At 72.4% G+C, this 26,904-nt stretch carries 24 protein-coding genes; 12 read left to right on the forward strand and 12 right to left on the reverse strand.

Annotated elements, in window-relative coordinates; translation table 11 throughout:
* Positions 1-13 precede the first annotated feature (13 nt).
* From N538_RS0104685 to glmS, 3 genes are read right to left on the reverse strand one after another with little or no spacing between them, the layout of a single operon-like run.
* Positions 14-1,405, reverse strand: a complete 1,392-nt coding sequence (locus N538_RS0104685) for a bifunctional ADP-dependent NAD(P)H-hydrate dehydratase/NAD(P)H-hydrate epimerase (RefSeq protein ID WP_028636335.1) — start codon at positions 1,403-1,405, stop codon at positions 14-16.
* A 20-nt stretch (positions 1,406-1,425) separates the two neighbouring features.
* On the reverse strand, positions 1,426-1,779 hold the full coding sequence (locus N538_RS0104690) for a holo-ACP synthase (protein ID WP_028636336.1): 354 nt from the start codon (positions 1,777-1,779) through the stop codon (positions 1,426-1,428).
* On the reverse strand, positions 1,779-3,623 hold the full coding sequence (glmS, locus tag N538_RS0104695; protein ID WP_028636337.1) for a glutamine--fructose-6-phosphate transaminase (isomerizing): 1,845 nt from the start codon (positions 3,621-3,623) through the stop codon (positions 1,779-1,781). The genes N538_RS0104690 and glmS overlap by 1 nt, the downstream gene beginning before the upstream one ends.
* A 41-nt stretch (positions 3,624-3,664) precedes the next feature.
* On the opposite strand from glmS, the gene coaA reads away from it, so the two are divergent.
* The gene (coaA, locus tag N538_RS0104700; protein WP_028636338.1) at positions 3,665-4,627 is read left to right on the forward strand and encodes a type I pantothenate kinase; all 963 of its coding nucleotides are present in this window, start codon (positions 3,665-3,667) and stop codon (positions 4,625-4,627) included.
* A gap of 177 nt (positions 4,628-4,804) precedes the next feature.
* On the opposite strand, the gene glmM is transcribed toward coaA, so the two are convergent.
* Genes glmM through rplM form a run of 3 tightly spaced genes read right to left on the reverse strand, consistent with a single transcriptional unit; the run spans position 4,805 to position 7,142 of the window.
* Positions 4,805-6,151 carry a phosphoglucosamine mutase gene (glmM, locus tag N538_RS0104705; RefSeq protein WP_028636339.1) on the reverse strand — a complete coding sequence of 449 codons (1,347 nt, stop codon included), beginning with the start codon at positions 6,149-6,151 and terminating at the stop codon, positions 4,805-4,807.
* A gap of 11 nt (positions 6,152-6,162) precedes the next feature.
* Positions 6,163-6,660 carry a 30S ribosomal protein S9 gene (gene rpsI / locus N538_RS0104710; RefSeq protein ID WP_028636340.1) on the reverse strand — a complete coding sequence of 166 codons (498 nt, stop codon included), beginning with the start codon at positions 6,658-6,660 and terminating at the stop codon, positions 6,163-6,165.
* 38 nt (positions 6,661-6,698) lie between these two features.
* Entirely contained in the window at positions 6,699-7,142 is a 444-nt protein-coding gene (gene rplM / locus N538_RS0104715; protein WP_028636341.1) for a 50S ribosomal protein L13, read from the reverse strand.
* A 276-nt stretch (positions 7,143-7,418) separates the two neighbouring features.
* Here rplM and N538_RS0104720 point away from each other — a divergent pair, with 276 nt between their 5' ends.
* Complete coding sequence (locus N538_RS0104720) at positions 7,419-8,708, forward strand: citrate synthase (protein WP_028636342.1); 1,290 nt, start codon at positions 7,419-7,421, stop codon at positions 8,706-8,708.
* Between the two features lie 71 nt (positions 8,709-8,779).
* On the forward strand, positions 8,780-9,397 hold the full coding sequence (locus N538_RS0104725) for an HAD family hydrolase (RefSeq protein ID WP_036569514.1): 618 nt from the start codon (positions 8,780-8,782) through the stop codon (positions 9,395-9,397).
* Between the two features lie 15 nt (positions 9,398-9,412).
* On the opposite strand, the gene N538_RS0104730 is transcribed toward N538_RS0104725, so the two are convergent.
* A complete protein-coding gene (locus tag N538_RS0104730; protein ID WP_028636344.1) occupies positions 9,413-11,923 on the reverse strand; it encodes a choice-of-anchor A family protein in 2,511 nt (836 codons plus the stop codon).
* Between the two features lie 105 nt (positions 11,924-12,028).
* Positions 12,029-13,255: an MFS transporter gene (locus tag N538_RS0104735; RefSeq protein WP_051548792.1), complete on the reverse strand. Its 1,227-nt coding sequence runs from the start codon at positions 13,253-13,255 to the stop codon at positions 12,029-12,031.
* A gap of 60 nt (positions 13,256-13,315) precedes the next feature.
* Here N538_RS0104735 and N538_RS0104740 point away from each other — a divergent pair, with 60 nt between their 5' ends.
* Positions 13,316-13,828: a MarR family winged helix-turn-helix transcriptional regulator gene (locus tag N538_RS0104740; protein WP_028636346.1), complete on the forward strand. Its 513-nt coding sequence runs from the start codon at positions 13,316-13,318 to the stop codon at positions 13,826-13,828.
* Positions 13,829-13,890: 62 nt separating this feature from the next.
* Entirely contained in the window at positions 13,891-15,141 is a 1,251-nt protein-coding gene (locus tag N538_RS0104745; RefSeq protein WP_028636347.1) for a S1C family serine protease, read from the forward strand.
* A gap of 90 nt (positions 15,142-15,231) precedes the next feature.
* Here the strand turns inward: N538_RS0104745 and N538_RS0104750 are convergent, their stop codons facing one another.
* Together N538_RS0104750 and N538_RS0104755 are read right to left on the reverse strand one after the other, a co-directional pair.
* Entirely contained in the window at positions 15,232-16,257 is a 1,026-nt protein-coding gene (locus tag N538_RS0104750; RefSeq protein ID WP_028636348.1) for a GNAT family N-acetyltransferase, read from the reverse strand.
* Positions 16,254-17,939: an ABC-F family ATP-binding cassette domain-containing protein gene (locus tag N538_RS0104755; RefSeq protein WP_028636349.1), complete on the reverse strand. Its 1,686-nt coding sequence runs from the start codon at positions 17,937-17,939 to the stop codon at positions 16,254-16,256. Before N538_RS0104755 ends, N538_RS0104750 begins: the two co-directional genes overlap by 4 nt.
* A gap of 80 nt (positions 17,940-18,019) precedes the next feature.
* On the opposite strand from N538_RS0104755, the gene N538_RS0104760 reads away from it, so the two are divergent.
* Entirely contained in the window at positions 18,020-19,180 is a 1,161-nt protein-coding gene (locus tag N538_RS0104760; RefSeq protein WP_028636350.1) for an alpha/beta hydrolase family protein, read from the forward strand.
* Here N538_RS0104760 and mgrA read toward each other — a convergent pair.
* Together mgrA and N538_RS0104770 are read right to left on the reverse strand one after the other, a co-directional pair.
* Complete coding sequence (gene mgrA, locus N538_RS0104765) at positions 19,149-20,192, reverse strand: L-glyceraldehyde 3-phosphate reductase (protein ID WP_028636351.1); 1,044 nt, start codon at positions 20,190-20,192, stop codon at positions 19,149-19,151. The two genes, N538_RS0104760 and mgrA, sit on opposite strands and share 32 nt — an antisense overlap.
* A 22-nt stretch (positions 20,193-20,214) precedes the next feature.
* Positions 20,215-20,799: a TetR/AcrR family transcriptional regulator gene (locus tag N538_RS0104770; RefSeq protein WP_231496137.1), complete on the reverse strand. Its 585-nt coding sequence runs from the start codon at positions 20,797-20,799 to the stop codon at positions 20,215-20,217.
* A 51-nt stretch (positions 20,800-20,850) separates the two neighbouring features.
* Between N538_RS0104770 and N538_RS0104775 the strand changes: the two genes are divergently transcribed.
* Genes N538_RS0104775 through N538_RS0104800 form a run of 6 tightly spaced genes read left to right on the forward strand, consistent with a single transcriptional unit; the run spans position 20,851 to position 26,904 of the window.
* Complete coding sequence (locus N538_RS0104775) at positions 20,851-21,603, forward strand: SDR family oxidoreductase (RefSeq protein WP_028636353.1); 753 nt, start codon at positions 20,851-20,853, stop codon at positions 21,601-21,603.
* On the forward strand, positions 21,603-22,391 hold the full coding sequence (locus N538_RS0104780) for an SDR family oxidoreductase (protein WP_028636354.1): 789 nt from the start codon (positions 21,603-21,605) through the stop codon (positions 22,389-22,391). The genes N538_RS0104775 and N538_RS0104780 overlap by 1 nt, the downstream gene beginning before the upstream one ends.
* Positions 22,391-23,443: a phosphotransferase family protein gene (locus N538_RS0104785; protein WP_028636355.1), complete on the forward strand. Its 1,053-nt coding sequence runs from the start codon at positions 22,391-22,393 to the stop codon at positions 23,441-23,443. The genes N538_RS0104780 and N538_RS0104785 overlap by 1 nt, the downstream gene beginning before the upstream one ends.
* Positions 23,443-24,684 (forward strand): acyl-CoA dehydrogenase family protein, encoded by a 1,242-nt coding sequence (locus N538_RS0104790; protein ID WP_028636356.1) that lies wholly within the window; start codon positions 23,443-23,445, stop codon positions 24,682-24,684. Before N538_RS0104785 ends, N538_RS0104790 begins: the two co-directional genes overlap by 1 nt.
* The gene (locus N538_RS0104795) at positions 24,677-25,855 is read left to right on the forward strand and encodes an acyl-CoA dehydrogenase family protein (protein ID WP_028636357.1); all 1,179 of its coding nucleotides are present in this window, start codon (positions 24,677-24,679) and stop codon (positions 25,853-25,855) included. Before N538_RS0104790 ends, N538_RS0104795 begins: the two co-directional genes overlap by 8 nt.
* Positions 25,852-26,904: an acyl-CoA dehydrogenase family protein gene (locus N538_RS0104800; RefSeq protein ID WP_028636358.1), complete on the forward strand. Its 1,053-nt coding sequence runs from the start codon at positions 25,852-25,854 to the stop codon at positions 26,902-26,904. Before N538_RS0104795 ends, N538_RS0104800 begins: the two co-directional genes overlap by 4 nt.

The raw sequence follows: 26,904 nt of genomic DNA on the forward strand, positions 1-26,904 counted from the left end.
CCCGATTCTCCCATCACCGGGTCGGCAGGCCCCGCACGGCGTCCGGGATCGCGTGTGCGACGTCGCTCGCCACCAGCGGTCCGCCCCGGCTCGCCAGGGTCGCGGCGGCACCGTGCAGCCAGGACCCGACCGAGGCGGCGTCGTACGGCGAGAGCCCGGTGGCGAGCAGCGCCCCGACCAGCCCGCCGAGCACGTCGCCCGCACCCGCGGTCGCGAGCCAGGCGGTGCCGGTCGTGGTGACCCGGGTCCGGCCGTCCGGGTGGCTGACGAGGGTGTGCCGGCCCTTGAGGAGGACCGTGCAGCCGTACTCCTCGGCCGCCCGCCGCGCGTGGTGCAGCGGCCGGGCCTCGATCTCGTCGCGGTCGACGTGCAGCATCGCGGCCAGCTCGCCGGCGTGGGGGGTGAGGACGGCGTCGGGGGGCGGAGCGGTCAGGTGGCGGAGGGCGTCGGCGTCGATGACGAGCGGGACGCCGTCCCCGAGCGCCACGGCCAGCTCCTCCTTCGCGTCCTCTCCGCCGCCGGAGCCCACCACCCAGGCCTGCACGCGTCCGGCGCCGACCACCTCGGGGTGGACCTCCCGGACGGTGTCGGCGGCCTCCCCGACGTACCGGACCATGCCGCAGAGACCACTGGTGGCGCCGGCCACGCTGAGGAGGGCGGCGCCCGGGTACTGCGCGCTGCCCGCGCGGATCCCGACCACGCCCCGGGTGTACTTGTGCGCGTCCGGCGTGGGCCGCGGGAGCAGCCGCGCGACGTCGCCGGGCTGGAGCGCCTCGACCTGCGCCTCCGGGAGCTCGAGGCCGAGGTCGACGAGGTGGACGACACCGCAGGCGGCGGCGGCCGGGTCGACGAGGTGCGCGACCTTGTGGGTGCCGAACGTGACGGTCACGTCGGCGCGGACGTGCGCACCGTCGAGCTCGCCGCTGTCGACGTCGACGCCGCTCGGCGTGTCGACCGCGACCACCGGGACGCCCTCGACTGATCGCAACGCCTCCTGCGCGTCGTCCCCGAGCCCCGGCCGACCGCCGATCCCGACGATCCCGTCGATCACGAGATCGGGTCGTCCGCCTCTCGCACCTGTATGCGCCGCCGTGGGGCGGACGACCCGGCCGCCGGCGGCCCCCAGCGCCCGGACCCCCTGCTCGTGCGCCCGATCCGACAGCAGCCACGCCTCGACCTGCACGCCCCGGCGGGCGAGCAGCGACCCGGCGTACAGCGCGTCGCCGCCGTTGTCCCCGGACCCGACCAGCAGCAGCACCCGTCGGCCGTACGCCGTCCCGAGCAGGTCGATCACGGCGTACGCCAGCCCGGCCGCGGCCCGCTGCATCAGCGCGCCCTCCGGCAGCGTGCGCATCAGCGCCGCCTCGGCCGCCCGCACCTGCTCGACCGTGTGCGCGCTCCTCATGGGCCCGACGTTAGCCGCGATCAGGCGGACTCGAGCACGACCACGGCGCTGGCGATGCCGGCGTCGTGCGACAGCGAGAGGTGCACGGCGGCGACGCCGAGCTCGGCGGCGCTGGCGGCGACGGACCCGCGGAGCGAGAACAGCGGCCGACCGGAGGACTCCGACACCACCTCGGCGTCGTGCCAGGCGAGGCCGGCGGGGGCGCCGAGGGCCTTGGCGAGCGCCTCCTTGGCGGCGAACCGCGCGGCGAGCGAGGCCAGCGGGCGTTTGGCCTCGGACTCGGTGAACAGCCGGGCCGACAGCCCCGGGGTCCGCGTCAGGGACTCCCCGAAGCGCTCGATGTCGACGACGTCGATCCCTACGCCGATGATCACTACTCGACCGTGACGGACTTGGCGAGGTTGCGGGGCTGGTCGACGTCGTGGCCCATCACCGTCGCGAGCTCGCACGCGAACAGCTGCAGGGGTACGACGGCGACCAGGGGCTGCAGCAGCACCGGGACCCGCGGCAGCCGGATCACGACGTCGGCGTACGGCGTGATCGCGTCGTCGCCCTCCTCGACCAGGCAGATGGTGCGGGCGCCGCGGGCGCGCACCTCCTGGATGCCGCTCACCATCTTGTCGCGCAGCTGGTCCCGGCCGGCCGGCGGCACGACGCAGAGCACCGGCAGCCCGTCCTCGACCAGCGCGATCGGGCCGTGCTTGAGCTCGCCGGCCGCGAAGCCCTCCGCGTGCAGGTACGCCAGCTCCTTCAGCTTGAGCGCGCCCTCGAGCGCGACCGGGTAGCCGGCGTGCCGGCCGAGGAACAGCACCGACCGGGTGTCCACGTGCTCGCGGGCCAGCGAGTAGATCGACGGCGCCGACGACAGCACCGAGGCGATGTGGTCCGGCATCGCCTCCAGCTGGCGCATCACCTGCGAGATCTCGTCGCCGTACCGGGTGCCCTTGACCTGCGCGAGGTACAGCGCGAGCAGGTAGCACGCGACCAGCTGGGTCAGGAAGCCCTTGGTCGAGGCGACCCCGATCTCCGGTCCGGCGTGGGTGTAGATGACCGCGTCGGACTCACGCGGGATCGTGGAGCCGTTGGTGTTGCAGATCGCGAGCACCTTCGACCGCTGCTCCCGCGCGTGCCGGATCGCCTGCAGGGTGTCCGCGGTCTCGCCGGACTGGCTGATCGCGACGACCAGCGTGGAGTAGTCGAGGATCGGGTCGCGGTACCGGAACTCCGAGGCCAGCTCGACCTCGACCGGGATCCGGCACCAGTGCTCGATGGCGTACTTGGCCACCATGCCCGCGTAGAACGACGTGCCGCACGCGATGATGATGATCTTGTCGACGTCGCGGAGCTCCTGGTCCGAGAGCCGCATCTCGTCCAGCTGCAGGTGGCCCTCGGGAGTACGACGGCCCAGCAGGGAGTCGGCCACGGCGCGCGGCTGCTCGAAGATCTCCTTGCGCATGAACCAGTCGTGGCCGTCCTTCTCGGCCGCCGACAGGTCCCAGTCGACGTGGTAGCGGCGCCCCTCGGAGGGCGAGCCGTCGAAGTTGCGCACGTCGACCGCGGTGCGGGTGATCGTCACGACCTGGTCCTGGCCGAGCTCCATCGCCTCGCGGGTGTGCTCGATGAACGCCGCGACGTCGGAGCCCAGGAAGTTCTCGCCCTCGCCGATCCCCACGACCAGCGGCGAGTTGCGTCGCGCCGCCACCACCCGCGACGGGTCGAGCGCGTCGACCGCCACCAGCGTGAAGGCTCCCTCGAGGCGGCGTACCAGCGCGAGCATCGCCTCGGTCAGGTCCGCGCCGCCGAGCACCTCGAGCTCCAGCAGCTGCGCGGCGACCTCGGTGTCGGTCTCCGACAGCAGGTGGTGGTCGCCGGCCTCGAGCTCGGCGCGCAGCTCGGCGAAGTTCTCGATGATGCCGTTGTGCACCAGCGCGACCCGGCGCTGCGGCCCCGCGTGCGGGTGCGCGTTGACGTCGTTGGGCGCGCCGTGCGTGGCCCAGCGGGTGTGCCCCATGCCGATCGTGGTCGCGGGGAGCGCGTCATCGGCGATCGCCTTCTCGAGGTTCGCGAGCTTGCCGGCCCGCTTCTCGGTCGCGAGCGCCCCGTCCACGACCAGCGCGATCCCGGCGGAGTCGTAGCCCCGGTACTCCAGGCGCCGGAGCCCCTCGACCACCACCTCCTGGGCGCCCTTGTGACCCACGTAACCCACGATCCCGCACATGGGCCTCACTGTATCGACGGCCCCCTGCAAGAATCGCGGCCATGTCTCCGAACGGCGGTGCGCACGAGGAGTCATCGCCGTACCTCGAGCTCGACCGCTCCGCTTGGGCGGCACTGGCCGCCGAGGTGGAGAACCCGCTCACCGCGGAGGAGATCCGTCAGCTGCGCGGCCTCGGCGAGCAGCTCGACCTCGACGAGGTCCAGCAGATCTACCTGCCGATGTCCCGACTGCTGAGCATGTACGTCGAGTCCGCGGGCCGGCTCTACCGCCGGCAGGAGGAGTTCCTGCACCAGGTGCAGCCGCAGCGGACACCGTTCGTCATCGGTCTCGCGGGGTCGGTCGCGGTCGGCAAGTCCACGACCGCGCGCGTGCTGCAGCAGATGCTCGCCCACTGGCCCGAGCACCCCAACGTCGCGCTCGTGACCACCGACGGCTTCCTCTACCCGAACGCCGAGCTCGAGCGCCGCGGGCTGCTCCAGCGCAAGGGCTTCCCGGAGTCCTACGACCGCCGCGCCCTGCTCCGCTTCGTGGTCGACATCAAGTCCGGCAGGGACGAGGTCGAGGCCCCGGTCTACTCGCACCTCACCTACGACGTGCTCCCCGACGAGAAGGTCGTCGTGAAGCGGCCGGACATCGTCATCATCGAGGGGCTCAACGTCCTCCAGCCGACCCGGGTGCGCGAGGACGGCCGCGCCGGCCTCACGCTGAGCGACTTCTTCGACTTCTCGGTGTACGTCGACGCCGGCACCCGCCACATCCGGAACTGGTACGTCGACCGGTTCCTGCGGCTGCGCGAGACCGCGTTCCGTGACCCGGAGTCCTACTTCTCCAAGTACGCCGCCCTGTCGCACGACGGTGCGGTCGACGAGGCCACCCGGATCTGGGACACCATCAACGGGCCCAACCTCTCGCAGAACATCCTGCCGACCCGGTCGCGCGCCACGCTGGTGCTGCGCAAGGACCGCGACCACTCGGTGCGCTACGTCCGGCTCCGGAAGCTCTGAGCGCCAGATCGAGGCCACCCTCGGTGGTCGAGTAGCGAGCGCCAGCGAGCGTATCGAGACCCGGTGACCCGGCAGCCCGCCCGCGAGTCTCGACACGCCGCCGCTCGTCCGTCGCGACGGCTACTCGACCGACGAACAAGCCCGCAGCCCGGTAGCGACCGACGAGCGCCGCTCGGCTCAGAGCGCGAGCTGGCTCCTCACGACCTCGGCGAGGCGGTCGGCGACCGACTGCGCCTCGTCCTGGGTCGGCGCCTCGACCATCACCCGCACCAGCGCCTCGGTGCCGGACGGTCGCAGCAGGATCCGGCCGGTCTCACCGAGCGCGGCCTCCTCCTCGGCCACCGCGGCCGCCAGCACGGCGTCGTCGTCCGCGCGCGCCTTGTCGACGCCGGGGACGTTCACCAGCACCTGCGGCATCCGGGTCATCACCGACGCGAGCGAGGCCATCGACTCGCCGGTCGCGGCCATCCGCTCCAGCACGTGCAGGGCGGTGAGGATGCCGTCGCCGGTGGTGGCGTACTCGCTCATGATCACGTGGCCCGACTGCTCGCCGCCGAGGGAGTAGCCGGACACCTTCATCGCCTCGAGCACGTAGCGGTCGCCGACCTTGGTCTGGCGTACGCCGATGCCGGCCGCCCGCATGGCCTGGACGAAGCCGAGGTTGCTCATCACCGTGGCGACGACGGTGTTCTTCGCCAGGTGCCCGGTCTCGGCCATGCCGAGCGCGAGGATCGCCATGATCTGGTCGCCATCCACGTCGTTGCCCGCGTGGTCGACCGCGAGGCAGCGGTCCGCGTCGCCGTCCAGGGCGAAGCCGACGTCGGCGCCGTGCTCCAGCACCGCCGCCCGCAGCGGCCCGAGGTGGGTCGACCCGCAGCCGTCGTTGATGTTGAGGCCGTCGGGCTCGATGCCGATGGCGATCACCTCCGCGCCCGCGGCAAGCAGCGCGGCCGGACCCGCCCGGTACGCCGCGCCGTGGGCGCAGTCGAGCACGACCTTGATCCCGGTGAGGGGCTTGTCGATGGTCGAGACGAGGTGCTCGACGTACTCCTCGACGGGAGTGGCGTACGGCGTCACCCGGCCGATGTCGCCGCCGAGCGGGCGCTCCCACGGCTCGTCGAGGTGCTGCTCGATCTCACGCTCGACGGCGTCGTCGAGCTTGTGCCCGCCGCGGGCCAGGAACTTGATGCCGTTGTCCGGCATCGGGTTGTGCGAGGCGCTGATGACCACGCCGAGGTCGGCACCGAGCGCCTGCGTCATGTACGCGACGGCCGGGGTGGGCAGCACCCGCAGCCGGACTGCGTCCACGCCGGCCGACGCCAGGCCGGCGACCACGGCGTGCTCGAGGAACTGTCCCGAGATGCGCGTGTCCCGGCCGACCACGGCGAGCGGGCGATGGCCCTCGAACTCGCCCCGGCTGGCCAGGACCCGGGCAGCGGCAACGGAAAGGTCCAGGGCCAGCTCCGCGGTCAGCTGACCGTTCGCCAGGCCCCGGACCCCGTCCGTGCCGAAGATGCGCGGCATGCGCGTCGTACTTAGCGCTTCGAGAACTGAGGCGCCTTGCGGGCCTTCTTGAGACCAGCCTTCTTGCGCTCGATGACGCGGGCGTCACGGGTGAGCAGGCCGGCCTTCTTGAGCGACGGGCGGTTGGCCTCCACGTCGATCGCGTTCAGGCAGCGAGCCACGCCGAGGCGCAGCGCACCGGCCTGACCGGTGATGCCACCGCCGTGGATGCGGGCGATGACGTCGAAGCGGCCCTCGAGCTGCAGCGCGGCGAACGGCTCGTTCACGACCTGCTGGTGCAGCTTGTTCGGGAAGTAGGAGTCCAGCGCCCGGCCGTTGACGGTCCACTGGCCGGTGCCGGGGACGATGCGAACGCGCGCGACGGCCTCCTTGCGGCGGCCGGTGGCCGCGGCGGGGGCGATGGTCGCCGGACGGGCGGGGGTGTCAGCGGAAGGAGAGCTCTCCGAGCTGTAGGCGATGCCCTGCTCGTCGGTCTCGTAGGTCTCTTCGACCTCGGTGGTGTCGGCCACGATGTTCCTCACTCAGAATTTCTCGACGAATCAGACGATTACTGGGAGATCTGCTTGATCTCGAACGGAATGGCCTTCTGGGCCTGGTGCGGGTGGTTGGGCCCGGAGTAGACCTTCAGCTTCTTCAGCATCTGACGGCCGAGCTTGTTCTTCGGCAGCATGCCCCACACGGCCTTCTCGATGGCCTTGCGAGCGTCCTTCTCCAGGATCTCACCGATCGGGGTCGAGGACAGACCGCCCGGGTAACCGGAGTGGCGGTACGCCATCTTGGTGGTCTTCTTGTCGCCGGACAGGGCGACCTTCTCCGCGTTGACGATGATGACGAAGTCACCGGTGTCGGCGTGCGGGGCGAAGATCGGCTTGTGCTTGCCGCGCAGGAGGTTGGCGGTCTGCACCGCGAGGCGGCCGAGGACGACGTCGGTGGCGTCGATGACGAGCCACTCGCGCGTGATGTCGCCGGGCTTGGGGCTGTACGTGCGCACGGAGGAACTTCCTTCGTTCGTAGGGCCCGGGCGACCCTGTGCCGTCCGGGTGGTGGTGCGACGCCTTCTGACGAACACTGCCCGGCTGGTCCTGTGTGACGAGGAGTCCGGGTCTGCACCCCGATCCCGTGGCGGGTCGGAGCGCGGCAGGGGCGCGACTGACAAGAGTACGGGGGCGCGTCCGCGCAGGTCAAAACCGCAGTGCGCGGTCCGGGACGGGCCGAGGTTTCGAGACGCGGTTTCGCCAGCCGTTGAGTCGCAGTCTAAGTTGAGAGGGTGACTGAATCTCTCACCGTCCGCGACAACCGCACCGGACAGGAGTACGAGGTCCCGATCACCGACGGCACCATCAAGGCCGCGGATCTGGGACAGATCAGGACCGACGGCGACACGCCGGGGCTGGCCGTCTACGACCCGGGCTTCGTCAACACCGCGTCCTGCCGGAGCTCCGTCACCTACATCGACGGCGACAAGGGCATCCTCGAGTACCGCGGCTACCCGATCGAGCAGCTCGCCGAGAAGTCCTCGTTCCTGGAGGTCGCGTACCTCCTCGTCCACGGATCCCTCCCCACCAAGGAGGAGTACGAGTCGTGGGTGCACGAGATCACCTACCACACGTTCGTGCACGAGAACGTCAAGGAGTTCATGCAGGGCTTCCGCTACGACGCGCACCCGATGGGGATGCTGATGGCGTCGGTGGGCGCTCTCTCGACGTTCTACCCCGACGCGCGCAACATCAGCGACGCCGACAACCGGCACATGCAGATCGTGCGGATGATCGCGAAGATGCCGACCCTCGGCGCCTGGTCGTTCCGCCACGCGCAGGGCAAGCCGTTCGTCTACCCGGACAACGAGCTCAGCTACACCGCCAACTTCCTGTCGATGCTGTTCAAGATGAGCGAGCAGAAGTTCGACGCCGACGAGCGCCTGGTCAAGGCCCTCGACGTGCTGTTCATCCTGCACGCCGACCACGAGCAGAACTGCTCGACCAACGCGGTCCGCTCCGTCGGCTCCTCGCAGGTCGACCCGTACTCCGCGGTCGCGGCGGGTGTCGGCGCCCTCTTCGGCCCCTTGCACGGCGGTGCCAACGAGGCCGTGCTCCGGATGCTCAAGCGGATCGGCAGCAAGGAGAACATCCCCGCCTTCATCCAGGGCGTGAAGGACGGCAACGAGCGGCTGATGGGCTTCGGCCACCGCGTCTACAAGAACTACGACCCGCGCGCGAAGATCATCAAGAAGGCCTGCGACGACGTCTTCGAGGTGACCGGGGTCAACCCGCTCCTCGAGATCGCCCAGGAGCTGGAGAAGATCGCGCTCGAGGACGAGTACTTCGTCAAGCGCAAGCTCTACCCCAACGTGGACTTCTACTCGGGCCTGATCTACGAGGCCTTCCAGTTCCCGCCGGAGATGTTCACGGTCCTGTTCGCGATCGGCCGCACCCCGGGCTGGCTGTCCCAGTGGTCCGAGCTGGTCCAGGACAAGGAGCAGAAGATCGCGCGCCCCAAGCAGATCTACACCGGCGCCCGCACGCTGGAGTTCGTGCCCGCGTCGGAACGGTGGTCCTGAGCGAAGCGAAGTACCAACGGCCCGACGGGTCAGGGCCGGCGGTCGCTGCTGACCTCGCTAGCGTGAGGTCGGTGAACAAGCCTCCCGCCGGTGTGGTGCTCGACCTCGGCAACGTCCTCATCAGCTGGCAACCGGCCCTCGCCATCGCGGCGGGGGTCGGTGCCGACGAGGCCCGGCGGTTCCTGGACGCCGAGGACTTCGACTTCATGGCCTGGAACCACGAGCAGGACAGCGGCCGGCGGTGGGCCGACGGCGTCGCCGAGGTGCGCCGCACCCACCCGCACTGGTTCGAGCATGCGGAGGCCTACCTCACGCACTTCCCGGCCTCGCTCAGCGAGGTGCCGGGCTCGCTCGACGTGGTGCGCGACCTGAAGGTCGCCGGCGTCCCGGTGGTCGGCCTCACGAACTGGTCCGACGAGCTCTACTACCCGTACGCCGCCGAGCAGTTCGCGGTGCTCCGGCTGCTCGACGCCGTGGTCGTCTCCGGTGAGGTGAAGGTCGCGAAGCCCGACCCCCGTGCCTTCGAGATCGCCGCCGAGCGGGCGGGTCTGTCGCTGGACCGCCTCGCCTTCGTCGACGACAGCCCCCGCAACGTCGAGGCGGCCGCGGCGCTCGGCATGGACGCGATCCTGTTCACCGGGGCGCCCGGGCTGCGCACCGAGCTGCGCAGCCGCGGCCTCCCCGTCTGAGGCCCACGACCGGACCTACGACAGGACGCTGACCGTCCTCGACACGGGCCGGCCGCGGGACGGGTCGACGGTGATCCTGACCCGGTCCAGCTTCGCCAGGTGCCGCCTGGCCGCGGCGCTCAGATGCAGGGAGGCCGTGGCCGACCGCCCCGGCTTCAGCCCCACCGAGCCACGGGCGAGCAGCGTGCCGCCCGACCGCACCGTCAGCGCGCCCCGGCCGGGCATCGAGGAGACGATCCGCATCGAGAACGACGACCCCGAGACCCGGCCGGCGCCGACAAAGCCGGCGGTGTCCGCGCCGGGCTTCACGGTCACCGTCGCGCCGGCGCTGTTGTTGGCCGGGTTCGCGTCGGCCGAGGTCGACGTCACCGTGGCGACGTTCTCGACCGTCACCGGCTCGGTCGTGCCCATCCGCTCCGTGGTCGTCCGGTCGTGCAGGCACACCAGGTCGAGGGTGGCGTTCTGGGCGGACCCGCTCCGGTTGAAGAGCCGGAAGGCGCGCTCCTTGAGCCGCGGGTCGTTGCCCCAGTGCTGCACGCCCGGGGGCAGGTCGAAGGTCGCGACCACGCCCTTGGCGTCGTCGGGGCAGGTCACCTTGAACTGGTTGCCCTCGGCAGCGGTGTCGCCCGGCACCGAGACGGTGTCGACGACGTGGGTGAACCGCAGCTCGTGGGTGTGGCCGAGCACCGGACCGACGGTGGTGTGCAGGCAGCGCGCCGAGACCGTGGCGGTCACCGGCGAGGCGGCGTCGAAGGTGAACGTCCAGGTCCGGGCGTCCTGGTCGGTCTCCGACCCGACGAGGACGGCGGCGCCCGACGAGAGGTCGTAGCCCGGCGCGACCGGCACCGTCCCGGCACCGCAGGTCAGGGTCACCGAGGTACGGCCGGCGGGCAGCGCCTGGGTGGCGGTGGCCGGCGCCGCGTCGGCGAGCAGCGGGTGCCGGTGGCTGTCGCCGTGCCCGGTCTGGCGGTCGGCGGCCTCGGTCTGTCCCGGCAGGCAGACGATGAACGCCTTGGCCTGGACCCGGCCGGTCGCGTCGTTGCGGATCACGCCCTTCCAGGTGCTGATGCCGGTGCTCTGCGAGCTGAGGACCGTGACGTCCGAGAACGTGCCCGTGCCCTGGTCGACGTGGTCGATCCGGAAGTCGCCGTCGCTCAGGATGTCACCGGGGTTGCAGGCGAGCGTGACGCTCCGCTGCTGGCCGGGGTCCAGGTCCACCTGCACCTCCGGGTGGTACGGCGTCAGCCAGTGGTAGGCCTGCGGCTGCGAGGACGGGCCGGCGCCGGCGATGGGATTCGCGGTCACCGTCACGGTCATCGTGGTCGAGGCGCCGGCGGCGAGGTTGCCGACGCTGCACGTCACGACACCGGCCGCCTGCGTGCACGGGGCCGAGGCCGACACGAACGTCACGCCGCTGGGGAGCGCGTCGTGCACGACGACCCCGGTGGCGTCGTCGTTCCCGACGTTCCGGGCGGTCAGCGTGTAGGTGAAGGTGTCACCGCCGTGCGGCGTCGCGGTCGACGCCGACTTGGTGATCGTGACGTCCGGGGTGCCCGGCGTCGGGGGCGGCGTCGGCACGCAGGAGCTGCTCGGCAGCAGGTTCTGGTGCGTCTCGAAGCCCGACGCGAAGCTCTTGGCGATGACCTGGCCGATCGTGTGGCCGACCGAGCTGACCGTGAACGCCGCGTTCGGCGCCAGGATGTGGCCGCCCCAGGCGGACCCGTAGCTCATCGTCAGCGTCGTGGCGTCCGGGAAGTTCCAGATGATGCCGGGGTACGACGCCATCACGGTGTCGTTGACCTGGCTCGCGCCCGCCGAGACGTCCCACATCTGGCCGGCGAGGCTCACCGACGTGCCGGGCACGTTGATGATCGTGGTCGCGCTCCCGGGCACGTGGTAGCCGACGTGCTTGCCGGCCGCGAGGTCGGCGGCCTGGGCGGGTGTCAGGTCGAACACGTTCAGCGAGCTGTCCGTGCCGGTGAGGACCAGCGCCGGGTTGCCGCCCGCGGTGCCGTTGGTCACGGTGCCGGTCGCGGTCGCGGCGCCCCAGGCGGTCGACAGCGCGCGCAGCTGGCTGAACGCGGTGCCGAAGTCGACCGGGTTGCTGGCGAGGTAGCCGGCGCCGGCACCCCCGTTGAAGTTCACTCCCGACTGCGGCGTGACGTAGGCGCTGCCCTTCTGGAGGTTGTAGCTGCCGTGGCTGCCGGCGATCACCAGCGCGGCGGAGCCGGCCGGGAACGCCGACGCGAGCCGGGTCCCCACGGTCATGCCGCCGGCGCTGTGGTTGCCGCCGTACGCGATGGCGCCCTCGGACTCGGAACCGCGGGTTCCGCTCCCCTCGACGAACTCCGTCCATCCCGTCGCCGGGCCGAACGCGTTCGCGACAGTCGTGCACGAGACAGGCGTGCGCGCGTCCGCACCGCCCTCGCTGAGCTGCAGCACGGCGAGCGAGCCGAGGCAGCAGGCGAGAGCGGCCGCGAGAGCCGGAAGACGGAGCGCGCGAGGCGCGCGCGTGGACCCAGACATACGCATCGTGTCTACCCCCCAGTAGGTCAGCACCGACGACGGTGCCAGCCGCCGGGGCGGACTGCGGCCGGTTCGGGCAAACAGTCCCGCACCGGACTGGACCGGTCAGGAGCGCTGCAGGCGGCGTACGTCGGGGGAGAGCAGCGCGAGCAGGGACGAGCAGCCCATCACCAGGCCGATCACCACGAGCCAGGTGTCGAAGCCCACGACCGCCGCGATCGGCCCGACCAGCACCAGACCGAGAGGGCGCGCCACGAACGACCCGACCATGTCGAAGGAGTAGACCCGGGCGAGCTTCTCCTCGGGGATGTTCTGCTGGATCGCGACCTGCCACTGGACGTCGAAGACCTGCAGCCCGAAGCCGTGCAGGAACGCGCCCACCAGGATCGGCAGCAGGTGGTCGCTGAACGCCATCGCGAGCGGGAACGCCGCGGTCAACGAGAGCAGCGCGGTGCCGACGAAGAGGCTGCGGCGCGGCTCCCAGCGCAGGCACAGGAGGCCGCCGGCCACGAACCCGGCCATCAGCGTCCCGAGGGCGAGGCCCCACGACGACCGGCCGAACTGGTCCCCGATCACGATCGGGCCGAGCACGGACTGCGCGCCGCCGTAGAAGAGGTGGTAGAGCAGCGCCTGCCCGATCAGCAGCCACAGCCAGGTGTGCCGCAGGACCTCGCGGAGGCCGTCACCGAGGTCGTTCAGGAACGTCGGACGCGCGCCCTCCTGGCGGGTGTGCGGGACGTCGAGCCGGGAGAAGCAGTACGCCGCGATCGCGAACGTCGCGGCGTCGACGCCGATCGCCCAGCCGGAGCCGACCCCTGCGACGAGCACGCCGCCCACCGCGAACCCGACCACGCCGGCGCTGGTCTGGAGCAGCGCCCGCTGCGCCACGGCCTTCGCGACCAGCCCGGCCGGGACCGTGACCCGGGTCATCGCCGAGGCCGACGGCTGGCTCAGCGCGCCGAGGCAGCCGTTGAGCACCCCCATCGCGCCGAGCAGGGGGATCGTCGCCCACCCGCCGATCAGCAGCGCCGCGACCACACCCTGCGTGACCGCGCACGCCGCGGACGAGCCCTCGAGCATGAGCTGGCGCGGGACCCGGTCGCCGAGCACACCGCCGAACAGCACGGTGACCACGTCGGCAAGGGCGTACAGCGCGACGACGAGACCGAGGTCGGAGGCGGAGCCACCGAGGTCGAGCACCGCGAACGCCAGCGCCACCGGGGTGATGGTGTTGCCGAGCGTGCTGGTCGCGGTACCCGTGACCAGCAGCCGGAAGTTGCGGTGCCGCAGCGGCCGGTCCGTGCCCGCCGGTGCCGCGTCCAGGGTGCTCACCGGGACATGATGCTTCGCTGACGAACTATTCGTCAACGAACTAACGCCTAGGATGGCGCCATGGAGGGGGCCACCGAGGACTGGGCCGACCGGCACGTCGCGCGCTGGCGCGACCACTGGATCGACGTCCACTTCGAGGACGACGTCGAGGCGATCGTGGTGCGGATCGGACGCCTGACCAAGCACTTCCGGGCGGTCAAGCAGGAGGCCCTGATCGAGACCGGGCTGCAGGACTTCGAGTACGACACCCTGCACCTGCTGATGATCCGGGACACCCCGGGCCACGCGAGCCCGTCGGCCCTCGCCGCCGACCTGGAGATCAGCAACGCCGGCATGACCGGTCGCCTCGATGCGCTGGAGAACGCCGGCTGGATCCAGCGCCGGGCCGCCGAGGAGGACCGGCGCCGGGTCGACGTCGAGGTGACCCGGAAGGGCGCCCAGGTCTGGCGGCGGGCGATGGAGCTGCGCGGAGCGGGCGAGGACGAGGTCGTCCACGTGCTGACCCCCGACGAGCGCGCGACGCTCGCCATGCTGCTCAAGAAGATGACGCTGAGCGTCGAGGCCGACGAGTAGTTCTTCGGACGAGCCCAGCGACGTCTCAGGGTGGTCACAGCCTGGCCCCACACAGTTGAGACATGAACGACCAGCCCACCACCCCCCCGCCGGGCCAGAACCCCTACTTCTCGCACGACGTCCCGCTGGGACCGCCCCCGGAGGGTCCCCCGGCGATGACGCAGACCGCGCCGCTGCCCGCCCAGCGCCGGCCGCGACGCGCGGGCCTGGCGGCCACGGTCATCGCCACCGCCGTCGTCGTGGGCGGCGTGGCGGGTGTCGGCGGTGCCGCCGCCTGGAACGCCCTCGACGACAACGGGACGGCGAACGCGGGCAGCGCGGCGACCCCCACCACCTCGCAGGTCGTGGACACCCCGGACTCCCCTGCGCCCAGCGGCTCGGTCGAGGCGGTGGCGGCCAAGGTGCTCCCCTCCGTCGTGAAGATCGACGTCTCCGGCTCGCAGGGATCGGGCTCCGGGTCGGGCATCATCCTCAGCTCGGACGGCGAGATCCTCACCAACAACCACGTGGTCGCGCTCGCCGGCGACGGCGGCTCCCTCGTCGTCTCCTTCAACGACGGCTCGACTGCGAAGGCCGACGTCCTCGGCACGGACCCGCTGACCGACACCGCGGTGATCAAGGCCCAGGGTGTCTCCGGCCTCACGCCCGCGACCATCGGCAAGTCCTCCGACCTCAAGGTCGGGGAGAGCGTCGTGGCGATCGGCTCGCCGTTCGGCCTCGACTCCACCGTCACCAGTGGCATCGTCAGCGCGCTCGACCGCCCGGTCGACGTGGGCTCGGACGGCCAGGGCAACAGCACGACGTACCCCGCCATCCAGACCGACGCGGCGATCAACCCCGGCAACAGCGGCGGCGCCCTCGTCGACCTGGACGGCAACGTCGTCGGCATCAACGCCTCGATCCGCACCGCGACCTCCTCGGAGAGCGAGGCCGGCTCGATCGGCCTCGGCTTCGCGATCCCGATGGACGAGGTGATGCCGGTCGTCGACCAGATGGCCAAGGGCGAGACCCCGACCCACGCCCGCCTGGGCATCCAGGTCTCCACCGCCGCCAGCCAGTCCGGTGCCCTGCTCACCGACGGCGCGGAGGTCCAGGACGTCACCGCCGGCTCCACCGCGGCCGACGCGGGCCTCACCAAGGGCGACGTGATCACCAAGGTCGACGACCACCTGATCACCAGCGCCGACTCCCTGGTCGCCACCGTCCGGTCCTACCGGCCGGGCGACAAGGTCACCGTCACCTACGAGCACGCCGGCGACACCAAGACCGTGACGCTCACCCTCGACTCGGACGCCGGGACGTCCAACTCCTAGGAACCCCCGAGCTCTTCTCTCCCCCGAGAAGGGAACAAGCGCCCCACCGGCATGCAGGTCCGTCTCCCGTCATGCCGGTGGGGCTCTTCCTCACGTCAGCAGGCGCTGGAACTCACCCATCCGCGCGACCGGCACGAAGCCGATCCCCTCGTTGACACCGACCATGGGCGCGTTCACCTCGGCGTTGTAGGTCGAGAGCAGCCGGATGCCGGGCGCCTCGGCCTCGAGGAGGCGCAGGTTGGCGACCTTCACCGCGATCCCGAGCCGGCGGCCGCGGGCGGCCCGCTCGACGAGCGTTCCCCACTGGTAGGCCCGCCCCGGCTCGTGCACGGTCGTCACGACCTGGGTGAACGCGACCATCCGGCCGTCCGGTCCCAGCGCCACCGAGTGGTACGACGTCCGTCCCTGTGCCGCGAGCATCGCCTCGGCCTCGCGGACCACGGCCGGGTCGGTGGTCGCGGGCTCGAGCGTGAGGTCGCCCGTCGGCGCCTCCGTCTCCACGAGCGCGTCGAGACGGGCCCAGTCGGCCAGCAGCTCGTCCGGGACCGGGCCGACCCACGACCGCAGCTCGTGGTCGCGGTGGTGCGGCGCCGCCTCGGCGGCGAGCCGCTCGAGGACGCCGTCGGCCACCGGCAGGCGCAGCACCCGCTTGACGTCGCCGAGCGCCAGGTCGTAGCCCGCACCGCGGGCGAGCTCCCGCCCCGGTGACCCGGCGCCGTCCGGCCCGAGGACGTACGGCCAGCAGGCGTTGCCGGTCAGCACGGAGCGGCCGCGCTCGCGGGCCACCTGCTCCAGGTGGGCGAGCATCGCGGTCGCGTACCCCTGCCGGGTGCGTCCCGGGGCCGTGTGCACACTGAGCTCGGCGCGGTCGAGGTTGTCGAGCATCGGCGTGCGGATCCAGCCCGCGCAGACGAGCTCCCCGTCGACGCGGCCCGAGAAGCCGGCCGACCACGCGCGGGTGCCCGGGCCCTGCATCAGCACGCGCACCTCCTCCAGCTGCCACGGCGCGCCGACGTCGTCGCCGGTCGCGTGCTCCGCGGCCAGGTAGACCGCGTGCCAGGCGTCCAGCTCGGCCCGGTCGCCGGCGTCCAGCGGCGTGACCACCAGGCCGCTCATCGGGTTCGCTGCACCCGGCCCTCGTCCCACACCGGTCCGTCCGACTCGTACACCTCGCCACCGGCGCCGTACACGAGGAACCGGTCGAAGCCGCGGGCGAACCACCGGTCGTGGGTGACCGCGAGGACCGTGCCCTCGAAGGCCTCCAGGCCGTCCTCGAGCGCCTCGGCGGACTGCACGTCGAGGTTGTCGGTCGGCTCGTCGAGCAGGAGCAGCGTGGCGCCGGACAGCTCCAGCAGCAGGATCTGGAAGCGCGCCTGCTGACCGCCGCTGAGGGACTCGAACCGCTGGTCGGCCTGGGCGCTGAGCTCGTAGCGGTCCAGGACCCGGCTGGCCTGCTCGCGGCCCATGCCGTCGCGGCGCTCGTCGCCGCGGTGCAGGATCTCCAGCAGCGTCCGGCCGATCAGCTCGGGGTGCTCGTGGGTCTGCACGAACCAGCCCGGGCGGACCCGGGCGCCGAGCCGGGCCATGCCCCGGTGCTGCACGGGCTCGATCACCGCGTCCCCGACCGGCTCGTGCTCCTTGTCGGGCCGGGTGCCGCCGGCGGCCAGCAGCCGCAGGAAGTGGGACTTGCCCGAGCCGTTGGAGCCGAGGACCGCAACGCGCTCGCCGTACCAGACCTCGAGGTCGAAGGGCCGCATCAGCCCGGTGAGCTCGAGGTTCTCGCAGACCACCGCCCGCTTGCCGGTGCGGCCGCCCTTGAGCCGCATCTTCACCTGCTGCTCGCGCGGCTGCTCGGTCGGCGGACCGGCCTCCTCGAACCGGCGCAGCCGGGTCTGGGCGGCCTGGTAGCGGCTTGCCATGTCGGCGTTGTACGCCGCCTTCTGCTTGTACATCAGCATCAGCGCACGGAGCTTCGCGTGCTCCTCGTCCCAGCGCTTGCGCAGCTCCTCGAAGCGGGCGAACCGCTCGCGGCGCGCCTCGTGGTACGACGCGAACCCGCCCGGGTGCGTCCACACGCGGTTGCCCGCGCTCCCGAGCTCGACGGTCACCACGCGGGTGGCGGTGTTGTTGAGCAGCTCGCGGTCGTGGCTGATCATCAGGACGGTCTTGTCCGACTCGCGGATCCGCTCCTCGAGCCAGATCTTGCCGGGCACGTCGAGGTAGTTGTCGGGCTCGTCCAGCAGCAGCACCTCGTCCGGCCCGCGGAGCAGGAACTCGAGCACGAGCCGCTTCTGCTCGCCCCCGGACAGCGTGCGGAGCTCGCGGTACTTCGCCCGGTCGTAGGAGACCCCAAGCGCGGCCGTCGCGCACACGTCCCAGGTGACCTCGAGGTCGTAGCCGCCGGCGTCGGCGTACTCCGCGAGCGCCGCGGCGTACCGCATCTGGGTCTTCTCGTCGTCGGTGTCCATCAGCGCGCGCTCGCACGCGTCGACGTCGTGTGCGGCGGCCCGGATCCGCGGCGGGGAGACGCTCAGCAGCAGGTCGGCCACGGTCGGGTCCTCACCGAGGGCGGCGCCGACGGCCTGGCGCATCACGCCGAGCCCGCCGGAGCGGGTCACGACCCCGGCGTGCGGCTGCAGGTCGCCGGTGATGATCCGCAGCAGCGTCGTCTTCCCGGCGCCGTTGGCGCCCACGAGCGCGACCTTGGCGCCCTCGCCCACCCGGAACGACACGTCGTCCAGCAGCCCTCTCCCGTCAGGGAGCTCATAGCGCACCCCGGCCACGTCCACGTGTCCCACGGGATCGATTGTCCGCGACCGGGCGCCGTCCGGCACCCCGTTTTGCCACGACGGCGCTCCTCCGGGTCTAGGTTGCGGCCGTGAGCCCGCGCATCGTCCTCGCCGCCGCCGTGGTCGTCGCCTCGATCGGCCTGGCCGCCCCCGCTCCTGCCGCCCCGGCTCCCGCGGCGCTCGTCGTCGGCCCCACCACGTTCACCGAGCCCGGCCCGTACGCCGTCGGCGAGCGGACCGCGAAGCTGCCCTCGGGCATCCCCGTCGAGATCTGGTACCCCGCCCGGGCCGCCGACGTCGCCGGGAAGCCGATGGGCAGCTACGACCTCGTCGACTGGCTGCCGCCGTTCCTCCAAGCACTGCTGCCGCCCGGCGCCTCGGTCGCCCATCCGTCCGGCGGGGTGCGCGGTGCGCTCGACGTGCCGGTCGCGCGGGGCTCGTTCCCGCTCGTCGTGTTCAGCCACGGGTACGCCGGGTTCCGGGACCAGTCGACGTTCCTGACGGCGGCGCTCGCGTCGTGGGGGTTCGTGGTCGCCGCCCCGGACCACCCGAGCCGCGACCTGACGCGCGTGCTCGGCGGTCCCGCCGGCGCCACCACGGACGTGCAGGACCTGCGGGCGACGATCACGCTGATGGCGGGCAAGGCGGCGAGGCGGTCGAGCGCCTTCCGCGACCGCGTCGACCTCACCCGGGTCGCCGCCCTCGGCCACTCGGCCGGCGGCAGCGCCGTCGAGAAGCTCGCCGCGATCGACCAGCGCGTCGACACCTTCATCGGCATGGCCGGCGCGTCGGTCGGCGCGCTCGACCAGAGCGCCACGGTCCCGCACAAGCCGGGGCTGCTGATCACCGGCAGCGCGGACACGGTCGTGCCGCTCGACGAGATGCTGACGGCGTACGCCGCGATGCACTCGCCGAAGCGGTTCGTGGTGCTCGACAACGCCGGGCACCTGGTCTTCAGCGACATCTGCGAGATCGGCGCGGACCAGGGCGGCCTGCTGTCGCTCGCCGCCCTGCTCGGCGTCCCGATCCCGGACAGCCTCAGGCCGCTCGCGACCGACGGCTGCTTCGCCCCCGACCTGCCGCCGACCGAGGCGTGGCCGGCGGTCGAGCAGGTCGTCATCGCGCAGCTGCGCAACGTCCTCGGCATCGACGCGACGGACGCCGGGCTGACCGGGCTGCCGGAGGCGTTCCCGGGCATCGTGTCCGAGACTGTGGCTACTACTCCTCGGTCTGCTTCGCCCAGAGGTTGATGCCGGCCTCGACCGCGTGCTCGTCGATCCGGCGCAGCTCGTCGTCGCTGAGCGCCGGGAAGGCCAGCGCGTCGAGGTTGGCGTCCAGCTGTTCGACCGAGCTGGCGCCGATCACCGCCGACGTGACGCGGCCGTCGCGGACGGCCCACTGGAGCGCGAGCTGGGCGAGCGACTGGCCGCGCTCCTGCGCGATCTCGTTGAGCCGGCGCACGTGCGTGAGGGTCGCGTCGTCGAGGTGGTCGCCGGGCAGCGTGGACTGGTGCCGCGCGGCCCGCGAGTCCTCCGGGACGCCGTCGAGGTAGCGGTCGGTCAGCAGGCCCTGGGCCAGCGGGCTGAACACGATGCAGCCCATCCCCTGCTGCTCGAGCTCGTCGAGCAGGTCCTCCTCGATCCAGCGGTTGAGCATCGAGTAGGACGGCTGGTGGATGAGCAGCGGCGTCCCGAGCTCGCGGGCGATCGACGCGGCCTCGCCGGTCTTCGCGGCGGAGTACGACGAGATCCCGGCGTACAGCGCCTTGCCCTGCCGGACCGCGTGGTCGAGCGCCATCATCGTCTCCTCGACGGGCGTCTCGGGGTCGAAGCGGTGGCTGTAGAAGATGTCGACGTACTCGAGCCCGAGCCGCCCCAGCGACTGGTCGAGCGAGGCGAGCATGTACTTCCGCGAGCCGCCGCCGCGGCCGTACGGCCCCGGCCACATGTCCCAGCCGGCCTTGGTGGAGATCACCAGCTCGTCACGCAGCCCGCTGAAGTCGTCGCGCAGGTAGCGCCCGAAGTTCTCCTCCGCCCTGCCGTACGGCGGGCCGTAGTTGTTCGCGAGGTCGAAGTGCGTGACGCCGCGGTCGAACGCCCGGCGCAGGATCGCGCGCTGGGTCTCCTCCGGCCGGTCGGTCCCGAAGTTCTGCCAGAGCCCGAGCGAGATCACCGGCAGCTTCAGCCCGCTCCGCCCCGTGAAGCGGTACTCCATCCCGGTCGCGTCGGTGTCGTACCTGTTCTCAGCCGGCTCGTAGGTCATGGCGCAGATGTTGCCACTGGGCTCAGGTTCCAAGCATGCGGAGGGCGAGCAGGCGGTAGTGGGCGGCGACCTCGTCGGGCGTCCACCGGCCCTCGTCGCGGTACCAGCGGGCCACGTCGATGCCGAGGGAGAGGATCGCGAGCGACGTCATGTGCGGGTCGGGCGTGCTGAACACCCCGGCCTCGACGCCCCGCTCGACGACCTCGCGGAGCACCAGGTCGATCTCGTGGCGGACGGCGAGGATCTCGCTGCGGTGCTCCTCGCTCAGCGCGGCGAGCTCGTAGTTGATCACCCGGGCACCGGTGTGCGAGACGGCGTGGTCGCGGACGAAGTCCTCGACGAGATCGCCGGCCTGGGTGAGCGGGTCCCCGGAGCGGGCGACCGATGAGCGCACCAGCTCCAGCACCCGCAGGTGCCCGGCGTGCGCGAGCTCGAAGAGCAGCTCCTCCTTGGAGCGGTGGTGCACGTAGAGCGCCGCCGGGCTCATGCCGGCCGTGGTGGAGATGTCCCGGGTGGTGGTGCCGTGGAAGCCGCGGGCGGCGAACGCGTCGACGGCGGCCCGGGCCAGCCGGGTCCGGGCATCGGGCAGAGGGGTGGACGCGCTCATCCCGGCCATGGTAAGCAAGCGCTTAGTCACACCGCAACCACAGGAGGACACGTGCAGGGACTCGGGGGCAAGGTCGCCGTCGTGACCGGAGCCAGCCGCGGGATCGGCCTGGCGGTCGCCCACCGCCTCATCGACGAGGGCGCCCAGGTCTGCGTGACCGCGCGGAAGCCGGACACGCTGGCGGAGGCGGTCGAGGCCCTCGGCGGCCCGCGGTACGCCATCGGCGTCGCCGGCAAGGCCGACGACGCCGCGCACCAGGAGGACGTCGTGCGCCGCGCGGTCGAGGCGTTCGGCAGCCTGGACCTGCTGGTCAACAACGCCGGCATCAACCCGGTCGCGGCGCCGCTGATCGAGTCCGACCTCGGCGCGGCCCGCAAGATGCTCGAGGTGAACGCCCTCGGTGCGCTCGCCTGGACGCAGGCGGCGTACCGCGGCTGGATGCGGGAGCACGGCGGCGCCGTCGTGAACATCTCCTCGGTGTCCGGCGTGAAGCCCGCCCCGATGATCGGGATGTACGGCGCGTCCAAGGCGATGCTGATCAGCCTCACCGAGACGCTCGCGGTCGAGCTCGGCCCGTCGATCCGCGTCAACGCCGTGGCGCCGGCGATCGTCAAGACGGCGTTCGCGACGCCACTGTTCGAGGGCCGCGAGGACGAGGTCGCCGCGCGCTACCCGCTGCGCCGGCTCGGCGTGCCGGAGGACGTCGCGGGCGCGGTCGCCTTCCTGCTCTCCGACGACGCCGCGTGGCTGACCGGCCAGACGATCACCCTGGACGGCGGCGTCACGCTCGCCGGCGGCCACTGATGGGCGCGCTCGCCGGCCGGGGCGTCGTCGTCACCGGCGCCGGCCGCGGCATCGGCCGCGCGCTCGCCGTCCGGGGCGCCCAGGAGGGCGCGCGGGTCGTCGTCAACGACCTGGACGCCGACAACGCCCGCGCGGTCGCCGACGAGATCGGCGGCACCGCGATCCCCGGAGACGTCACCGCACCGGACGCCCTCGTCGACGCCGCGATCGAGGCCCTCGGCCGGGTCGACGTCTTCTTCGCGAACGCCGGCATCGACGGGTCCGGTGGGCCGGACAGCCTCCAGGCTCCCGACGACGTCTGGGACCGGGTCATCGACGTCAACGTGATGGCGCACGTCCGCGCGGCCCGCGCGCTGGTCCCGCGCTGGCTCGCGGACGGGCAGGGCGGCCGGTTCGTCGTGACCGCGTCGGCGGCCGGGCTGCTGACGATGATCGGCAGCGCGCCGTACTCCGTCACCAAGCACGCCGCGGTCGCCTTCGCCGAGTGGCTCTCGGTCACGTACGGCGCCCGCGGCGTCGACGTGCACGCGATCTGCCCGCAGGGCGTGAAGACGCAGATGCTCGAGGACGCGGGCGGCCTGCAGGCGCTGCTCTCGCGCGACTCCGCGCTCGAGCCCGAGCAGGTCGCCGAAGCCGCCGTGCAGGCGATCGAGGAGGGCCGGTTCCTGGTCCTCCCGCACCCGGAGGTCGCGGGCTACTACGCCGTGCGCGCCTCCGACACCGAGAAGTGGCTGGCCGGCATGCGCCGGCTCCAGCAGAAGGTCGACGAGGCAGGAGCGTGGGGCTGATGACAGGGCCGACCGAGGAGACCCCGGGGCTGGACCTGGGCGCGTTCCGGGCTTGGTACGACGAGCAGCGACCCGGCGAGATCGCGGGCGACCTCTCGGGATCGGTGATCGCGGGCGGGCGCTCGAACCTCACCTACGAGCTCACCGACGGCGCCTCGTGGTGGATCGTCCGGCGCCCACCGCTCGGCCACGTGCAGGCCACCGCGCACGACATGAACCGTGAGTACACCGCGATGTCGGCGCTCGCCGGCACCGACGTCCCCGTGCCCGCGACGTACGCGCACTGCCCCGACCCGGACGTGATCGGGGCACCGTTCTACGTCATGGAGCGGGTGCTCGGCACGGCGTACCGCTCCTCCGAGCAGCTGGCGGCGCTCGGCGAGGAGCGCACCGCCCGCATCGCGGGCGAGATGGTCGACGTGCTCGCCCGGCTGCACACCGTCGATCCCGCAGCGGTCGGGCTGGCCGGGTTCGGCCGGCCGGCCGGGTTCCTGGAGCGCCAGGTCCGCCGCTGGGGTCAGCAGCTCGAGGGCTCGAGGACGACCGACCGGCCGGACGCCGAGGAGCTGCACCGGCGGCTCACCGCCCGGGTGCCCGTCGACGACGGACGGTGGGTCGGGATCGTGCACGGCGACTACCGGCTCGACAACCTGCTCACCGGCGACGACGACCACGTCAAGGCCGTCGTGGACTGGGAGATGGCGACCCTCGGCGACGTCCGCACGGACCTCGCCCTCCTGCTGGTCTATGACCGGCTGGCCTCGCTGCCGGCGGCCGGGCTGGTCTCCGACGTCGCCAACGCGCCCGGGTACCCGTCGGGCGAGGAGCACCTGGCGCGGTACGCCGCCGCCCGCGGGCGCGACCTCGGGGACATCGGCCAGGAGTTCGGCTGGCACCTCGGGCTGGCGTACTTCAAGCTCGCCGTGATCCTCGAGGGGATCCAGTTCCGCTTCCTGCAGGGCGCCACGGTCGGCGAGGGGTTCGACCAGATCGGCGCCGGCTTCGACCCACTGATCACCGCGGGGCTCGAAGCCCTCGGAGAGGACCACTGATGGACTTCAGCCACGACGCCCGGACGCAGGAGCGCATCGAGACGCTCGAGCGCTTCCTCGCCGAGCGCATCGCGCCCTCCGAGGCGACGTTCCACGAGCAGCTCGCCGAGCAGGACGACCGCTGGGAGTGGTCGACGGTCCCGGTGCTCGAGCAGCTCCGGCAGGAGGCCCGCGACCTCGGGCTCTGGAACGTCTTCCTGCCCCGGGAGCACGCCGACTCCCCCGGCCTCTCGAACCTCGAGTACGCCCCGCTCGCCGAGATCACCGGGCGCTCGCTGCACCTCGCGCCGCCGGCGCTCAACTGCGCGGCACCGGACACCGGGAACATGGAGGTGCTCTCGCTGTTCGGCACGCCCGAGCAGAAGGAGCGCTGGCTCAGGCCGCTGCTGGACGCCGAGATCCGATCGGCGTTCGCGATGACCGAGCCCGACGTCGCGTCCTCCGACGCCACCAACATCGCCACCCGCATCGAGCGGGACGGCGACGAGTACGTCGTCAACGGCCGCAAGTGGTGGATCACCGGCGCGATGAACCCGAACTGCCAGATCTTCATCGTGATGGGCAAGACCGACCCCGACGCCGCGCGGCACCGCCAGCAGTCGATGGTCCTGGTCCCGCGCGACACCCCGGGACTGACGATCAGGCGCGGGATGGAGGTCTTCGGGTACGACGACCACGAGCACGGCGGCCACGCGGAGCTGGTGCTCGAGGACGTGCGGGTCCCGGCGTCGAACCTGATCGGCGAGGAGGGGGCCGGCTTCGCGATCGCGCAGGCCCGCCTCGGGCCCGGCCGGATCCACCACTGCATGCGCTCGATCGGCGTGGCCGAGGCCGCGATCGACCTGATGTGCCGGCGGGCGGACAGCCGGGTCGCGTTCGGCCGGCCGATCTCCGCCCAGGGCGTGGTCCGCGACTGGATCGCGGAGTCCCGCGTCCGGATCGAGCAGCTCCGGCTGCTGGTCCTCAAGACCGCGTGGCTGATGGACACCGCCGGCAACCGCGGCGCGCACACCGAGATCCAGGCGATCAAGATCGCCACCCCGCAGACCGTGCAGTGGATCCTCGACAAGGCGATCCAGGTGCACGGCGCCGGCGGGCTCTCGCAGGACTTCCCCCTGGCCGCGGCGTACGCCGGCATCCGCACCCTGCGCTTCGCCGACGGCCCGGACGAGGTGCACAAGAACTCGCTGGCCAAGGCGGAGATCGCCCGGCACACGACGGGGCGCACGACCGATGGATGAGCAGGCACTGCTCGAGCGCGTCGCCGCGCTGCTCGCGGAGCACCCGCCCGCCTCGACCGAGACGATGGACTTCCTGCACGCACGGTTCGACGCCGGCCTCGCGTGGGTGCACTTCCCGGAGGGCCTCGGCGGGCTGGGCCTGCCGCGGTCGCTCCAGCCGGTCGTCGAGAAGGCGCTGCACGCCGCGGGGGCACCGGACAACGACCCGCGACGGATCGGCATCGGGCTCGGCATGGCCGCGCCCACGATCCTCGCGTTCGGCACCGACGAGCAGAAGCACCGCTACCTGCGCCCGCTCTGGTGCGGCGAGGAGGTGTGGTGCCAGCTGTTCTCCGAGCCGGGGGCGGGCTCGGACCTCGCGGGTCTGGCGACCCGAGCCGTGCTCGACGGCGACACCTGGATCGTCAACGGTCAGAAGGTGTGGACGTCCTCGGCCCACATCGCGGACCGGGCGATCATCATCGTGCGCACCGACCCCGACCAGCCCAAGCACGCGGGGCTGTCGTACTTCGTGCTCGACATGCACGACCCCGGGGTGGAGGTGCGACCGCTGCGCCAGATCACCGGTGAGGCGGAGTTCAACGAGGTCTTCCTGACCGACGCCCGGATCCCCGACGCCGACCGGCTCGGCGAGGTCGGCGAGGGCTGGAAGGTCGCGAACGCGACGCTCTCCAGCGAGCGGGTCGCGATCGGCGGCAGCGCCTTCCCACGCGAGTTCGGCATGGTGATGAAGGTCGCGGAGACCTGGCGGACCCGGCCGGAGCTGCGCACGGCCGAGACGCACGAGCGGCTGCTGCGCGGCTGGATCGACACCGAGGTCGCGCGCATCACGGCCACCCGGCTGCGGCAGAAGCTGGCCGCCGGCGTACCCGGCCCCGAGGGCTCCGCGATGAAGCTGTCCTTCGCGCGGATCAACCAGCAGCTCTCGGCGCTCGAGGTCGACCTGCTCGGCGACGACGGGCTGCGGTACGACAGCTGGGAGATGCGCCGCCCCACGCACGTGGACTTCTTCGGCAAGGACGCCGGCTACCGCTACCTGCGCGCCAAGGGCAACTCGATCGAGGGCGGGACGTCGGAGGTGCTGCGCAACGTCGTCGCCGAACGTGTACTCGGGCTGCCGACGGAGCACCGTGTCGACAAGGACGTGCCCTGGAAGGACCTGCCGCGATGACGACCACCTCCCCCGCGAGCGTCGACCTGCTGGCCGACGACGTCGAGCAGGACCTGCGCGCGTCGGTGCGGAAGGCGCTGGAGCGGCACGCGCCGGTCGAGCGGCTGAACGCCCTCTACGACGGCGCCGACGAGGTGACGGCGCCGCTGTGGTCGGCGTTCGTCGGGCTCGGCCTGCCCGGGCTCCTGGTGCCCGAGGAGCTCGGCGGCGCCGGCGCATCGGCCCGTGAGGCCGCGGCGGTGCTGGAGGAGCTCGGCCGGGCCGCGGCCCCCTCGCCGTTCCTGACCTCCTCGGTCGTGGCGACCACGGCGTTGGTCGCCCTGGGCGACACGACGATCCTGCCGGCGCTCGCGTCGGGCGAGCAGACCGCCGCGCTCCTGGTGCGGCCGACCGCGCGGCGGCACGGACCGGCGGCGCTCACCACGGTGGGCCTGCCCGCGGACGTCCTCCTGCTCCCCGACGGCGACGCGCTGTACGCCGTCCGCGGTGCGGGCGTCACGCCGGTCGGGTCGCTCGACATGACCCGCCCGCTCGCCGAGGTCGACCTCGCGGGAGCCGAGCGGACGCTGGTGTCCCCGGACGCCGCCGCGGCGATCGACCGGGCGCTGCTCACCGGCGCGGGACTGCTCGCCGCCGAGCAGGTCGGCGTCGCCCGCTGGGCGCTCGAGACCACGGTCGCCTACCTCAAGGAGCGGCGGCAGTTCGGCCGGGTCGTCGGCGGCTTCCAGGCGATCAAGCACCGGCTCGCCGACCTGTACGCCGAGGTCGAGCAGGCCGACGCCGCGGCCCGGTACGCCGCCGCGACGCTCGCCACCGACGACCCCGACGCACCCGTGGCGGTCGCCGTCGCGGCCGCCTTCTGCGGCGAGGCCGCGACGCACGCGGCCGAGGAGGCGGTGCAGTTGCACGGCGGTCTCGGCATGACCTGGGAGCACCCCGCGCACCTGCACCTCAAGCGGGCCAAGGCCGACGAGCTGCTGCAAGGCACGCCGGAGGCGCACCGCGCGGCGCTCGCCGTACTCGTGAACCTGCCCGGACCGGAGGCCTGA

It is taken from the genome of Nocardioides sp. URHA0032, assembly GCF_000620645.1.
Lineage (GTDB): Bacteria > Actinomycetota > Actinomycetes > Propionibacteriales > Nocardioidaceae > Nocardioides.